Annotated in this window: 15 protein-coding genes; 7 read left to right on the top strand and 8 right to left on the bottom strand. The window is 74.1% G+C overall.

The window, feature by feature from the left end:
- Positions 1-40: 40 nt before the first annotated feature.
- The 6 genes from BIU97_RS02260 to BIU97_RS02235 all read right to left on the bottom strand — a co-directional run bounded on the left by BIU97_RS02260 (position 41) and on the right by BIU97_RS02235 (position 4,619).
- Positions 41-286, bottom strand: coding sequence for a hypothetical protein (locus tag BIU97_RS02260; protein ID WP_071296967.1), 246 nt, complete (start codon positions 284-286; stop codon positions 41-43).
- Between the two features lie 115 nt (positions 287-401).
- The gene (locus tag BIU97_RS02255) at positions 402-1,064 is read right to left on the bottom strand and encodes a class I SAM-dependent methyltransferase (RefSeq protein ID WP_071253652.1); all 663 of its coding nucleotides are present in this window, start codon (positions 1,062-1,064) and stop codon (positions 402-404) included.
- Positions 1,061-1,693 (bottom strand): TIGR04282 family arsenosugar biosynthesis glycosyltransferase, encoded by a 633-nt coding sequence (locus BIU97_RS02250; RefSeq protein WP_254782840.1) that lies wholly within the window; start codon positions 1,691-1,693, stop codon positions 1,061-1,063. The genes BIU97_RS02255 and BIU97_RS02250 overlap by 4 nt, the downstream gene beginning before the upstream one ends.
- Positions 1,690-2,436 carry a glycosyltransferase family 2 protein gene (locus tag BIU97_RS02245; protein ID WP_071296966.1) on the bottom strand — a complete coding sequence of 249 codons (747 nt, stop codon included), beginning with the start codon at positions 2,434-2,436 and terminating at the stop codon, positions 1,690-1,692. The genes BIU97_RS02250 and BIU97_RS02245 overlap by 4 nt, the downstream gene beginning before the upstream one ends.
- A gap of 198 nt (positions 2,437-2,634) precedes the next feature.
- Complete coding sequence (locus BIU97_RS02240) at positions 2,635-3,705, bottom strand: NAD-dependent epimerase/dehydratase family protein (RefSeq protein ID WP_071253658.1); 1,071 nt, start codon at positions 3,703-3,705, stop codon at positions 2,635-2,637.
- The gene (locus tag BIU97_RS02235) at positions 3,702-4,619 is read right to left on the bottom strand and encodes an MTAP family purine nucleoside phosphorylase (protein ID WP_071253660.1); all 918 of its coding nucleotides are present in this window, start codon (positions 4,617-4,619) and stop codon (positions 3,702-3,704) included. Before BIU97_RS02235 ends, BIU97_RS02240 begins: the two co-directional genes overlap by 4 nt.
- A 106-nt stretch (positions 4,620-4,725) precedes the next feature.
- On the opposite strand from BIU97_RS02235, the gene BIU97_RS02230 reads away from it, so the two are divergent.
- From BIU97_RS02230 to BIU97_RS02200, 7 genes are all read left to right on the top strand, one after another.
- Positions 4,726-5,952 carry a molybdopterin molybdotransferase MoeA gene (locus BIU97_RS02230; protein ID WP_071253662.1) on the top strand — a complete coding sequence of 409 codons (1,227 nt, stop codon included), beginning with the start codon at positions 4,726-4,728 and terminating at the stop codon, positions 5,950-5,952.
- A complete protein-coding gene (gene moaC / locus BIU97_RS02225) occupies positions 5,949-6,431 on the top strand; it encodes a cyclic pyranopterin monophosphate synthase MoaC (protein WP_071253664.1) in 483 nt (160 codons plus the stop codon). Before BIU97_RS02230 ends, moaC begins: the two co-directional genes overlap by 4 nt.
- Positions 6,428-6,940, top strand: a complete 513-nt coding sequence (locus BIU97_RS17880) for a MogA/MoaB family molybdenum cofactor biosynthesis protein (RefSeq protein ID WP_071253666.1) — start codon at positions 6,428-6,430, stop codon at positions 6,938-6,940. Before moaC ends, BIU97_RS17880 begins: the two co-directional genes overlap by 4 nt.
- Complete coding sequence (locus BIU97_RS17875; RefSeq protein WP_071253668.1) at positions 6,937-7,383, top strand: molybdenum cofactor biosynthesis protein MoaE; 447 nt, start codon at positions 6,937-6,939, stop codon at positions 7,381-7,383. The genes BIU97_RS17880 and BIU97_RS17875 overlap by 4 nt, the downstream gene beginning before the upstream one ends.
- 458 nt (positions 7,384-7,841) lie before the next feature.
- Positions 7,842-8,240, top strand: a complete 399-nt coding sequence (locus BIU97_RS17870) for a PLDc N-terminal domain-containing protein (protein WP_071253669.1) — start codon at positions 7,842-7,844, stop codon at positions 8,238-8,240.
- Between the two features lie 3 nt (positions 8,241-8,243).
- Positions 8,244-8,936, top strand: a complete 693-nt coding sequence (locus BIU97_RS02205; RefSeq protein WP_071296965.1) for a hypothetical protein — start codon at positions 8,244-8,246, stop codon at positions 8,934-8,936.
- Positions 8,937-9,050: 114 nt separating this feature from the next.
- The gene (locus BIU97_RS02200; RefSeq protein ID WP_071253673.1) at positions 9,051-10,922 is read left to right on the top strand and encodes an ABC-F family ATP-binding cassette domain-containing protein; all 1,872 of its coding nucleotides are present in this window, start codon (positions 9,051-9,053) and stop codon (positions 10,920-10,922) included.
- A gap of 156 nt (positions 10,923-11,078) precedes the next feature.
- Here BIU97_RS02200 and dacB read toward each other — a convergent pair whose 3' ends face one another.
- Both dacB and BIU97_RS02190 read right to left on the bottom strand, forming a co-directional pair.
- Positions 11,079-12,401 carry a D-alanyl-D-alanine carboxypeptidase/D-alanyl-D-alanine endopeptidase gene (dacB, locus tag BIU97_RS02195; RefSeq protein WP_071253676.1) on the bottom strand — a complete coding sequence of 441 codons (1,323 nt, stop codon included), beginning with the start codon at positions 12,399-12,401 and terminating at the stop codon, positions 11,079-11,081.
- Between the two features lie 112 nt (positions 12,402-12,513).
- On the bottom strand, positions 12,514-13,008 hold the full coding sequence (locus BIU97_RS02190) for a MarR family winged helix-turn-helix transcriptional regulator (protein WP_071253678.1): 495 nt from the start codon (positions 13,006-13,008) through the stop codon (positions 12,514-12,516).
- Positions 13,009-13,062: the final 54 nt, after the last annotated feature.

Below are 13,062 nucleotides of genomic sequence, written 5' to 3'. Positions count from 1 at the left end.
GGGGAGGGCCGGGCGGCGTCGGGTGTGCGCCGGTGGTCGGTCAGGCCGTGCGGAAGGACCCCGTGGCGGTGCGGAACGAACCCGTCACCGTCCGGGTCGAGGCCGTCGACGTGCCGGGTCGCATGCGCTGGGTGTCCACGAAGCGTCCGAGACGCCCGGTCACCGGAGCGCCGGTGTAGGTGCCGATCGAGTCGGCGGTGCGGTTGCCCGTGTAGGTCCCGCGGTCGTCACGCCCGCCGATCCCGGACACGAAGCTGCCGCCGAACGGGAAGGTGCTGTTCGTCATGGTGGTCTCCTCGGTGTGTGGCGACGTCGAGGGACACCGGTCCGGCGGCCCTGACGCCGTCGGCTGGTTCCACCACCCTACGTCCTTCTCTTGCATGATGCAAGAGAAGGATGGCTCAGGCCACGAGCTCGCAGAAGCTGCGGCCCTCGACGGTCCAGCTCTGGCGGGCCACCAGTCCGGCAGCGGCCGCGTGCCGGTGCAGCGCGTCGAGCCCGACCTCGGCCCAGGGGAAGCCGGCGCTCTCGTGGCCGTCGGCGTCCATGACGCGGGCCGTGTAGACACGGTCGGCGAGCGGGTCCGGGTTCGTCTCGACGACCACACGGCCGCCCTCGCGGACGATCGCCCGACAGCGGTCGAGGAGCGCAGCCGGGTCGCCGCCGATGCCGATGTTGCCGTCGATGACCAGTGCCGTGTCCCAGTGGCCCTCGTCCGGCACGGGGTCGAAGACCGACCCCTGCAGTGCGGTGCCGCCGGAGCGCGTGGCGATCGCGACGGCCTCGGCCGACACGTCCACGCCGAGCGAGGGGAGCCCGAGCTGGGCGGCGGCGACGAGCATCCGGCCCGGACCGCAGCCGATGTCGATGACGGCGCCGTCGACGTTCTCGAGCAGCGAGCGGTCCACCTGGTCGGCGGCGGCGCTCCACCGGCCGACGTCGAGCGTCGTCACCTCGCCGGGGCGGTCCGGGTCGGTCAGGCGGAGGCGACCGTCGGTGCGCAGGGCGCGGGCGTAGGGCTCGCCGCCGCCAGCGCCGAACGTGACGGGTGCGTGCATGGTCATCGGGAGCTCCCAACGGTCTCGGCTCGGAGTGCCTCGGCGAAGCCGGAGTCCGGCACGAGGGCGGCGACGCGCTCGGCGTCCGGGATGGTGTCGACGTCGAGCAGCTCGCCGAGGTCACCGGTGTCGAGGCCGGCCTCGACCAGCCGTGCGCGCTGCACGGCCCCGGTGTCGTCCTGCGACATCGGGACACCGCGGAGCAGGTCGCCGGAGGGGTCGCGCAGGTACAGCGACCAGAAGCCGCCGTCCTCGGCAGGGCCGAACCAGGCGTCGCGGCCCGGTTCGTCGAAGACCGGCGCGAGGTCGGCGACGGTCACCTGCGGGGTGTCCATGCCGACGAGCAGCGTCGGGCCCTCGACCGTGTCGAAGAGGAAGCCGAGGCGCTCGTCGAGGCCGCCGCCGGGCTGGTGCAGGACGTCGAAGCCCTCGGAGCCGTCCGGCAGCACCGCGCCGTCGAAGAACAGCAGTCGACGGGCCGCGGGCAGGGCGCGCACGGTGGCCAGGGTGTCGGCGAGGCTCGCGGCGGCGACGCGGGCGGCGCCCTCCGGGGTGAGCGCCGGCGTCAGCCGGGTCTTCACCTTGCCGGGCAGGCACTCCTTCGCGACCACGGCCACGGTGATCCCGGCGCTCACGAGCGGACCTCCTCGACAGCGGTGGCGCCGGCCACGGGACGGGCCGGCGCGGGTGCGACGACGCGGCCCCGGGCGTCCCGGCGGTAGTCGCGCAGCAGTCGGGACATGTCGCGCACGGCGTTGACGGTGCCGCGCAGCGTGCCCGTCACCTTGCTGTCGCCGATGCGCTGGGCGTACCCGATGTCGGACTCGTCGACGCGCCAGCCCGCGGCGTGCGCGGCGAGCACCATCTCGAGCGGGTAGCCGCTGCGGCGGTCCTGCAGGTCGAGCGCGACGAGGTCCTCGCGGCGCATGACGCGCATCGGGCCGAGGTCGCGCAGCCGGTAGCCGGTCGCGCGGTGCATGAGGACGGCGAGGACGCGGTTCGCGAAACGTGCGTGCGGAGCCCACGCGCCCTTGCCCGTCGGGACGCGGCGGCCCAGGGCCAGGTCGACGCGGCCGCTGGCGACGCGGTCGACGAGCGGGGGGAGCTCGGCCGGGTCCATCGACGCGTCGGCGTCGCAGAACGCGACGTAGTCGGCGGTGGCGGCCGCGACGCCCGCGGCGCAGGCCGAGCCGAAGCCCTTGCGGGGTTCGGTGACCACGGTCGCGCCGAGGGCGCGCGCGACGTCGGCGGACCCGTCGGTGGAGCCGTTGTCGACCACGATCGCGCGGTACCCGCTCGGCAGGCGCCCGATGACCTTCGGCAGGGCATCCGCCTCGTCGAGGCACGGCAGGATCACATCGACACGCATACCGGGCATTCGGTGCGGTCCACCGGATCGACGGGTCTGTTGTGTCATGCACCCGACACAACACGATGAAACCGTCAGGAGTACGGGTTCCGACGATCTGATGGACGTTCCGCGCACTTCCCGGGCGCGTCCGCCCCTGGACTGGGGGCGTCCGCGTACCCAGGAACGGTCGGGTCGCCGCTCGGCACCCGACCGTTCCTGCGTGGTCTACTGCACCGCGCTCCGGAGCGGGGCGGTCGCGAAGTCCCGCATGCCCTGCTCGAAGTCGACGGCGGCCCGCCACCCGAGGTCGGCGGCGATGCGCTCCGACGACGCGGTGACGTGCCGGACGTCGCCCAGGCGGTACTCGCCCGTGACGACCGGCTGCGGGCCGTCCGGGCCGGCGATCGCCGCGGCCATGTCGCCGATCGTGTGCACGGTGCCCGAGCCGACGTTGTAGGCGCGGAACGAGTCGGCCGGCAGGTCGGCGGTCGCCGCGATCGAGGCGGCGTTCGCCCCGGCGACGTCGTCGACGTGCACGAAGTCGCGGCGCTGGGCGCCGTCCTCGAAGACCCGAGGGGCCTCCCCACGGGCCAGGGCGGAGCGGAACAGCGACGCGACACCGGCGTAGGGGGTGTTCGCCGGCATCCCGGGACCGTAGACGTTGTGGTACCGGAGCGCGATCGCCCGGCCACCCGTCGCACGGGCCCAGCTCGACGCCAGGTGCTCCTGGGCGACCTTCGTCTGGGCGTACACGTTGCGGGGGTCCAGCGCCGCGCCCTCGTCGATGAGCCCGGGCACGAGCGGCTGCCCGTCCGGCCCGATCGGGTCGAAGCGTCCGGCGTCCAGGTCCTCGCGGCGCCGCGCCGGCGGACGGATCGGGTCGCCCGAGGCGGTCGTGTACGCGCCCTCGCCGTAGACGACCATCGAGCTCGCGACGACGAGCCGCCCGATGTCGTGCCGGTCCATGCCCGCCAGGACGTGGGCGGTGCCGGCGTCGTTCGACGAGACGTAGTCGGGTGCGTCCTGGAAGTCGACGCCGAGGCCGACCTTCGCCGCCTGGTGGCAGACGACGTCGACGCCCTCGAGCGCGGCGTCGAGCGCGACCCGGTCGCGGACGTCGCCGTGCACGAACTCGATGCCCTGCTGCTGGTGGGCGAGCACGACCTCCTCCGGGGCGCCGTGCACGTCGGCCCGCAGCGAGTCGAGCACACGGACCTCGTGGCCCTCGGCGCGCGCGCGACGGACGATGGCGGACCCGATGAAGCCGGCACCACCGGTCACGAGCAGGCGGCTCACGCGGTGGCTCCCGGGGTCGCGGTGCCGGTGGCTGCCGGGGTCCCGGTGCCGGTCGTGCCCGCTGCTGGGGCATCGGTCGCCCGGGCGATGCGCTCGCTCGCGCTGGCCGGGACGAGCTCGCGCGGCGTGAAGTCCGCCGGGATCGCGGCGACGATCGAGCCGATGGCGCGGACGATGACCTCGTTGGCGCGGGCCAGCCGCTCCATCACCATCGCGTGGGTGACCGGCTCTGCCGTGCTGGCGGCCGCCTCGTCCTCGCTCGGGGCGAGCCCGGCGTCGGCGTCGGTCACGAACGACAGGTTGACCGTGCCGATGCCGAGCTCGGCGGACAGCGGCACCTCCGGCGTCATCGTCATGTTGATGGTGTGGCCGCCGGCCTCGCGGAGCCAGACCGACTCGGCGCGCGTCGAGAAGCGCGGGCCCTGGATGACGACGCACGTGCCCGTCGGGCGGAAGGGCACGTCGAGCGCGGCGATCGCCTCGACGGCCGCACGGCGCAGGGTCGGGTCGAACGGGTCGGCGAACGACAGGTGCTGGACGTCGTCCTCGAAGAAGGTGTCCGCACGACCCCAGGTGCGGTCGATGAGCTGGTCGGTGACGACGAAGGTGCCGGGCGCGTAGTCGGGGTGCAGGCCGCCGACGGCGCTCGACGACACGATCGCCCGGACGCCGAGCGACCGGAGCGCCCACACGTTCGCGCGGTGGTTGATGCGGTGCGGGGCGACCGAGTGCTGCCGCCCGTGCCGGGTGAGGAACGCCACACGGCGACCGGACATCGTGCCGATGCTGATCGGGCTCGACGTCGGGCCGAACGGCGTCGGCACGTCTACCTCGTCGGCGCTCCCCTCCTCGAACAGCTGGTAGAGGCCGGAGCCCCCGATCACACCGATCGTCACGGCTTCGTCGTTCTCCACAGGTCCTCCGGATGGTCGTCTGCGCGGTCCGCGCGCTGGATACGCTACTGAAGCCGACCCCGGGCGAACCGGGTGGCGGCGACCCCACCCCTGTTCGGAGGCACCCGTGCGAACGATCGGTCAGCACCGTGACGACCTGGCGGCGTTGCTCGCGCCGGTCCTGGCGGGACTCGGCGCAGAGCAGTGCGCGGTCGACGAGCTCGCCGCCGGCAGCAGCGCAGGCGCCGGGTGGCGTGTGCTCGCGGCACCCGTCGTGTCGCCTGTGCCGCTGCCACCGTTCGACAACAGCCAGATGGACGGCTTCGCGGTGCGCGCCGCCGACGCCGGGGACACGGTCCGGGTCGTCGAGCCGATCCCGGCCGGCGTGGTGCCCGAGCCGCTCGCGCCCGGGACGGCCGCGCCGATCATGACCGGGGCGCGGATCCCGACCGGCGCCGACGCGGTGTTCCCGGTCGAGGCCACCGGGCCCGGTGCGTTCCCCGCGGCACTCGACCTGCCGCAGGTGACCGTGCCGGGCGACCTGACCGCCGGCACCTTCGTCCGGACGACCGGCAGCGACCTGGCGACCGGCGCCGAGCTCGCTCCGGCCGGTGCGGTGGTCACACCGGCGCTGCTCGGCGCGCTCGCCTCGGCCGGGGTGTCGACCGTGTCGGTCCGACGGCCGCTGCGGGTGCTCGTCGTGTCGACCGGCTCCGAGCTGCAGGGCGCCGACGTCGACGCGGCGACGATCGGCGACGCGAACGGCACCGCGCTCCGGGCGGCGCTCGCCGAGGTCGGTGCCGGGTCCCGCGCCGTCCGCGTGCCCGACGACGTGCCGTCCTTCGTCGGGGCGCTCGACGCCGCGGTGGGCAGCTGGGCCGACCTCGTGCTCACGACCGGGGGCATCAGTGCCGGCGCCTACGAGGTCGTCCGCCAGGCGCTCGAGCCCCGCGGGCTCGCCGTCACCCCGGTCGCGATGCAGCCGGGCGGTCCGCAGGCGTCCGGCACCGTTGTGCTCGCCGGTCGGCCGCTCCCGGTGGTGTCGTTCCCGGGCAACCCGGTGTCCGCGCTTGTCTCGTTCGAGGTCTTCCTGCGCCCGTTGCTCGCGCCGCTCGTCGGACTGCCGGCCGAGCGACCCGCACAGCGTCTGCCCGCCGCCGCTGCCGCCGCGTCGCCGCCCGGCAAGCACCAGGTGCGCCGGGGTCGGGTCGCCGACGGGCTCGTGCACCTCGTCGGCGGGCCGGGCTCGCACCTGCTCGCACACCACGCCGCCGCCACCCACCTCGTCCACGTCCCGGTGGGGGTCGACGCCGTCGAACCGGGCGACGAACTGACCGTCTGGAGCCTCCGATGACGACCGACCCGACCGAACTCTCCCACGTGCGTGCCGACGGGTCCGCCCACATGGTGGACGTCTCCGCGAAGGACGTCACCGACCGCTCCGCGACCGCGACCGCGACCCTGGTCACCCGTCCCGACGTCGTCGCACGCATCCTCGACGGCTCCCTGCCCAAGGGCGAGGTGATCGGCACCGCCCGCATCGCCGCGATCATGGCCGTCAAGAAGACCTCGGACCTCGTCCCGCTCTGCCACCCGCTGCCGATCGCCGGGGTGCAGGTCGACATCACCGGGGCCGACGACCGCGTGCGCATCGAGGTCGCCGTCCGCACCACCTCGCGCACCGGCGTCGAGATGGAGGCGCTCACCGGGGCGAGCGTCGCCGCCCTGACCGTGTACGACATGGTGAAGGCCGTCGACCGCGCGGCGACGATCACGGACGTCCGGGTGCTCGAGAAGCACGGCGGGCGCTCCGGGGACTGGAGCAACCGATGACCGGCGAACCGACCCGCGGCCGCGCCGCCGTCGTGGTGGTCTCCACGCAGGCCGCCGCCGACCCCGCACTCGACCGCACCGGTCCGGTCATCGCGGCCTGGCTGCGCGAGCGCTCCTTCACCGTCGACGAACCCGTGATCGTGCCGGACGGGGGCAGCATCGCCGAGACCGTCTCCGCGGCGCTCGACGCCGGTGCCCGCATCGTCGTCACGACCGGGGGCACCGGGGTCACACCGACCGACCGGACCCCCGAGGCCGTCGCGCCGCTGCTCGACCTCGAGCTGCCCGGCATCATCGAGGAGATCCGTCGTCGGGGCCTCGACGGCGCCGGGCCCACGGCGCTGCTCACCCGCGGGGTCGCCGGCATCAGCAGCGGTGGCGCGCTGGTCGTCACACTGCCCGGGTCGCGCGGCGGGGTCGCCGACGGGCTCGCGGTGCTCGACGGCGTCCACGAGCACGTGCTCGCCCAGGTGCACGGTGCGGGGCACGCACCGCGGAGCGCGTCGTGAGCGCCGCCCCGGACGCACCCGTCGACCGCGTCGTGCTCGCCGACGTCGTCGACCGGGCGATCAGCGTCGACGAGGTCTCGGCCGTGGCCGCCACCGAGCACGACGGCGCCGTCGTCACCTTCGCGGGCGTCGTGCGCGACCACGACGGCGGCAAGGGCGTCACCGCCCTCGACTACGAACGGCACCCGAGTGCCGGTGAGGTCATCGCCGAGGTCGCCCGCACCATCGCGGACGCGCACCCCGACGTCCGGGTCGCGGTGCTGCACCGCGTCGGCGCGCTCGGCATCGGCGACGTCGCGCTCGCCGCGGCGGTGGCGTCGTCGCATCGGGCACAGGCGTTCGCGGCGTGCGGGGAACTGGTCGACCTCGTCAAGGAGCGGGTGCCGATCTGGAAGCACCAGCGCTTCACCGACGGCACCGACGAGTGGGTGGCGGCGCTCTGACGGGGTGCGCGCAGGGCGGCGCGCGCGACGTCGAGTGAGCAGAAGACGTCGCTCGGCGTGCGGGGACTCGACACTTTCTGCTCACTCGATGCCCCCCGCCGCCTCCGCCCCCGCACCAGCACGGGGTCGGCACGTGGTGGTGCGGCCGCACGCTTCGTTCGGTGAGCAGAAGATGTCGCCTGGTGTCCGGGGACTCGACACTTCCTGCTCACGAGATGCGCGCCCACCTGCCCGCCCCCGCACCAGCACGTGGTGGTGCGTGGCGGTGCGGCCGCGCGGTTCGCTTGGTGAGCAGAAGATGTCGCCTGGTGTCCGCGCACTCGACATCTTCTGCTCACGAGATGCCCGCCCACCTGTCCGACCCCGACCACCCCGCACCTCTCCGCGCGCAACGCCCGCACCCCGCCCCCCGACGAGGGCGTGGCACGGATCCTCGGCGGCTCTCTAGACTCACGAACATGAGCGTCCTGCTGCCCGGCATCACCGTCGTCCTGCTGGTCTTCGCCCTGATCGACATCCTGACGAAGAACGACGACCAGATCCGGGGCCTGCCGAAGATCGCGTGGGTGATCCTCGTGATCCTGGTGCCCGTCGTCGGCAGCATCGTCTGGTTCGCGATCGGGCACGACTGGGCACCGGGGGAGCGCAACCACGGCCGGTACCTCGAGCCCGCGCGGCACGAGGACCGCTACGCCACCCTCGGCGACGCCCGGAACGCCCACGGCGACAAGCGGGTGAGCGGTACGGAGCAGGAGCTCGCCGAACTCGAGCGCGAGATCGAGTACTGGGAGGCCCAGGCCCGGCTCAAGCGGGCGAAGGAGGCCGCCGGCGAAGGCGACGCTCCCGCTGCGAGCTGACCGGTGTCGAGCGCTGCACCGCAGACCTCGCCCGTCTCCGAGGAGTCCTGGGACCTGGTGGCCGACGCCGTCGCGGGTCGGCCGCACCCCGCGGTCGAGACGGCCCAGCGTCGGCTGACCCGGGTCCTCGTCGTCTCCCTCGTCGCCGCGGTCGTCATCGGAACGGGCGCCGGGCTGCTCGCCGGAGCATCTTCGTCGGCGTCCGGGGGTGGTCTCGACGCCCTGGTGCAGGGCGAGTCCCGTGCGGGCTGGCCCGGCGCGGTCGGGCTGGCCGGCAACCTCGTCGGGCTGCTGTGCATCATCGTCGGTGTGGTCGTGTTCCTGGTCCGGAACCGGTCGGTCGGCGCACGCGCGATCCCGCTGGCCGGTGTCCCTCGCCGCGAGCAGCAGTGGATCGGGCGGATGGCGCTGGGACGGGTGCCGTGCCCACCGCACCGCGTGGCCGAGGTGCGGGCCGTCGCCGCCGGGAAGCTCCGGACGACGGCGTCCACGGCGTTCCTCGTCGGGGGAGTCTGCGCGATCATCCTGGCGCGGGTGGTGTCCACCGAGTGGTCGGTCGTCACCGGTGCGTTCGCGATCGGCGGGGCGGTCCTCCTGGCGCTGCTCGTCGCGACGCTGCGCTCGCGTGCGCGGTGGCGCGCGTTCCTGCAGGAGACCGAGCCCCCTGCCGGAGCCGAGCCCGCCTCGGTGCGCTGACCCGGGCCTCCCGGCAGACCCGCAGCACACCGCAGCGCGCCGCCGGACGGCGCCGGGACCAGGCAGGACGCAGCACCGGACCGACCACCCCGCCACGCCGCCTACCCTTGAGGGGTGGCTCATCTCCTCGGCGCCGAGAACCTGCATCTCGAGTTCCCCACCAAGGTCGTCTTCGACAGCGTCACCCTCGGCATCGACGAGGGTGATCGGATCGGCGTGGTCGGTCGGAACGGCGACGGCAAGTCGACGCTCCTCGCACTGCTGGCCCAGCGCCTCGAGCCGGACGACGGTCGGGTCACGCACCGCCGCGGCCTGACGATCGGCTACCTGGACCAGCGCGACATCCTGCCCGAGGGGGCGACCGTCGGCAGCACCGTCGTCGGCGACCTCGAGGAGCACGAGTGGGCCGGTGACCCGAAGATCCGCGACATCATCGGCGGCCTGGTGTCGGACATCCCGTGGGACGTCAGCGTCGACGACCTGTCCGGTGGGCAGCGTCGTCGTGTGGCACTCGCGCGGCTGCTGGTCGGCGACTGGGACGTCCTGTTCCTGGACGAGCCGACCAACCACCTCGACGTCGAGGGGATCGAGTGGCTCGCCGGGCACATCAACCGCCGGTGGTCGTCGAACCAGGGCGGCATGGTCGTCGTGACGCACGACCGGTGGTTCCTCGACGCCGTGTCGACCGACACGTGGGAGGTCCACGACGGTGTCGTCGACCCCTTCGAAGGCGGCTACGCCGCGTACATCCTGCAGCGCGTCGAGCGTGACCGGCAGGCCGCCACGATCGAGCAGCGCCGCCAGAACCTGGCCCGCAAGGAGCTCGCGTGGCTCCGCCGCGGCGCACCGGCCCGCACGAGCAAGCCGAAGTTCCGCATCGACGCGGCGAACGCCCTGATCGACGACGTCCCGCCGATCCGCGACACCGTCGCGCTGTCCCGGACGGCGACCGCGCGCCTCGGCAAGGACGTCGTCGACCTGCTCGACGTGAGCGTCTCGTTCGACGGCACGCAGATCCTCGACCGCATCGAGTGGCGCATCGCGCCGGGGGAGCGGACCGGCATCCTCGGCCCGAACGGCGCCGGCAAGTCGACGCTGCTCAACCTGGTCTCCGGCCGGCTGCAGCCGACGAGCGGGCGGGTGAAGACCGGCAAGACCGTCCAGGTCGCGGTGCTCGACCAGCAGCTCGCCGACCTGCAGCAGTTCGCCGACGACCGCGTGCGCGAGGTCGTGGCCCGCAAGAAGACGAGCTACGTCGCCGACGGCAAGGAGATGACGCCGTCGCAGCTGCTCGAGCGGCTCGGCTTCACCTCGGAGCAGCTCTCCACCCCCGTGAAGGACCTGTCTGGTGGGCAGAAGCGCCGCCTGCAGCTCATGCTCATCCTGCTCGACGAGCCGAACGTGCTCATCCTCGACGAGCCCACCAACGACCTCGACACCGACATGCTCGCCGCCATGGAGGACCTGCTCGACACCTGGCCCGGCACCCTGCTCGTCGTCAGCCACGACCGGTACCTGCTCGAGCGGGTCACCGACCAGCAGTACGCCGTGCTCGGCGGGCACCTGCGCCACCTGCCCGGCGGCGTCGACGAGTACATGCGGCTGCGCGAGGCCGGCACGGGTGGCGGGACCGCTTCTGCGGCTGCCGCCGCGACTGCCGGGAGGCCCGACACCGTCGGCGGGACCGGCTCGGCCGGTGCCGTGGCCGGGTCCGCAGCCGTGGCCGGTTCCGGCGCGTCGGCTGCGGCGGCCTCCGGCTTGTCGGGTGCGGACCGTCGGACGGCCGAGAAGGAGATGTCGGCGCTCGACCGCAAGATCGCGAAGGTCGGCGCGGACCGCAAGAAGCTGCTCGACCAGTTCGCGACGCACGACCAGTCGGACTACGCCGGGCTCGGCGAGCTGCAGACGAAGCTCGGCGCGCTCGAGGCCGAGGTCGAGCAGCTCGAGGAGCGCTGGCTCGAGGTCGCGGAGCTGCTCGGGGTCTGAGCCTGCGGGGGCGCGCGCCGGCGCGGCGGCGGTGCCGGCGCGCGTCGGTGCCGGTTCCGCACAACCGAAGTGCATCCGCGCCGCGCGATCACGTGGTTCGGGATCACTTGGGTTGTGCGCAGGTGCTGCCGCCGCCGCTGACGCCGCCGCTGCGGGCTAGCGCGCCGCCGGGGCGTGTCCGCCGCAGCGCCACAACGCCGCGGCGAGGGCATCGATCTCCTTGCGTGCGTCCGAGTCGCTCGTCCCCTCGGCGAAGACCGTGAAGACGATGCGGTCCCCGGCGACCTCGTCCGTCACGCCGGTGAGCCCGTACATGTCGTCGAGCGTGCCGGTCTTGCCGCGCACGTGGCCGCGGGCGTCGGCGGCCGCTCCCGTGAACCGGCCGTCCTCGCCGAGCGTGCCCGTCCGACCGGCGACGGCGAGCCCGGCGTCGACCGGCGCGAGGCCGTCCCGGTTCGCGGCGACGGCGCGCATGAGTGTGGTGAGCGCCGAGGCCGGCACGCGGTTGTCCGGGCTGAGGCCCGAGCCGTCCACCAGGCGGAGCCCCGCGGTCGGGATTCCGTAACGGACGAGCGCCTTCGTGCTGCCGGCCTGGACGGCGTCGAAGGACCGACCCGCGCCCTCGGCGATCGCGACGTGTCGGGCGAGCACCTCGGCGAGGGTGTCGTCCGAGTCGGTGAGGAGCATGCCGACGAGCTCCGCGACCGTCGCCGAGTGCACCGACCCGAGGACCTGCGCACCCGCCGGCACCGCCACCGAGGTCGTGTCGACGCTGACACCCGGGCCGAGGAGCGCCGCGAACGCCGTCGCCGCGCGGGCGACCGCTCCGGCGCTCCGCATCGAGTACGACTCGGTCGGGTCGTCGCGGTCGCCGTCGACCATGAGCGACGTGATGTTCGAGACGCTGCCGCTCGTGCGGGCGCTCTCCGGCCAGCTCGGGTGCCACGCGGGTCCGTCGAACAGGCTGGTGTCCACCTGCACCGAGGTGACGGGCTGCCCACCGCGGGCGGCCAGCACCTGCTCGGCCAGGTCGTCGAGGTGCGGGGCGTGCGGGTAGACGCTGTCCTGACCCGAGGGCAGACGACTCAACGTCGGGTCCCCGCCGCCGACCAGGACGACCGCTCCGGGCGTCGCGCCGGCGACCACCGTCGTGGTGAACCGGTGGTCCGGTCCGAGGGCGGACACCGCGGCGGCCGCCGTGACGACCTTCATCGTGCTGCCCGTCTGCGTCGGCACGTCACCCCGGCGGGTCAGGACCGTCGTGCCGGTCCGGGCGGAGCGGGCGTCGAGGAACAGCTCGCCGTGGTGCCAGCGAGCGGCGAGACCGTCGGCGGTGCAGCGTTCCTCGGCCGCTGCCGTTTGCCGCTGCGCGCCGATCGCCGAGGTCGCGGCGGTGATGCCGGCCGCGAGCAGGAGGAGCACCACCGCGAGCGCGAGGGTGTACCGGCGGCGACGGACGAGGGCGCGGAGTCTGGACACGGGATCATCGTGCCGCCGGTGCACCACGGCACACATCGACCCGGCGACCGAAGCACGGCAGCCGCCTTCGGTCGTGCGGGTGAAGCCGGTTCGACGCTGCCGAGCGGTCGGCTCAGTCGCCGAGGCCGAGGATGAGCCGCCGGAGCAACCCGGCGAGCTGGTCCTGCTCGTCGTCGGAGACCCCCGCCAGGATGTCCCGCTCGGCCCCGAGCAGGTCGGCGATGGCGGCGTCGACGGCGGTCCGCCCGGCCGCCGTCAGCGACACGAGGATGCCGCGGCCGTCGCGCGGGTCGGTGCGGCGGGCGACGAGCCCCCGCGAGGTCAGCCGGTCGACCCGGTTCGTCATCGTGCCGCTCGACACCAGCGTCTGCTGCAGGAGCGTCTTCGGGCTCAGCTCGTACGGCTCACCGGCCCGTCGCAGCGCCGACAGCACGTCGAACTCCCACGGCTCCATGCCGCTCGCGTCGAAGGCCGCCCGCCGCGCGCGGTCGAGGTGCCGGGCCAGCCGGTCGACCCGCGAGAGCACCTGCAACGGGGCGAAGTCGAGGTCACCGCGCTCGCGGCCCCACGCCGTGACGATGCGGTCGACCTCGTCCTCTGGTGGCATCCCTCCATCTTGGCCGACGTCGCTGCGGACGGCCAGCCTCGGCAGTCGTGGGAG

The sequence above is a fragment of the Curtobacterium sp. MCBA15_009 genome (genome assembly GCF_001864895.1).
In the GTDB taxonomy this organism is placed as follows: domain Bacteria; phylum Actinomycetota; class Actinomycetes; order Actinomycetales; family Microbacteriaceae; genus Curtobacterium.
This window is presented reverse-complemented; position numbering and strand designations above follow the sequence as displayed.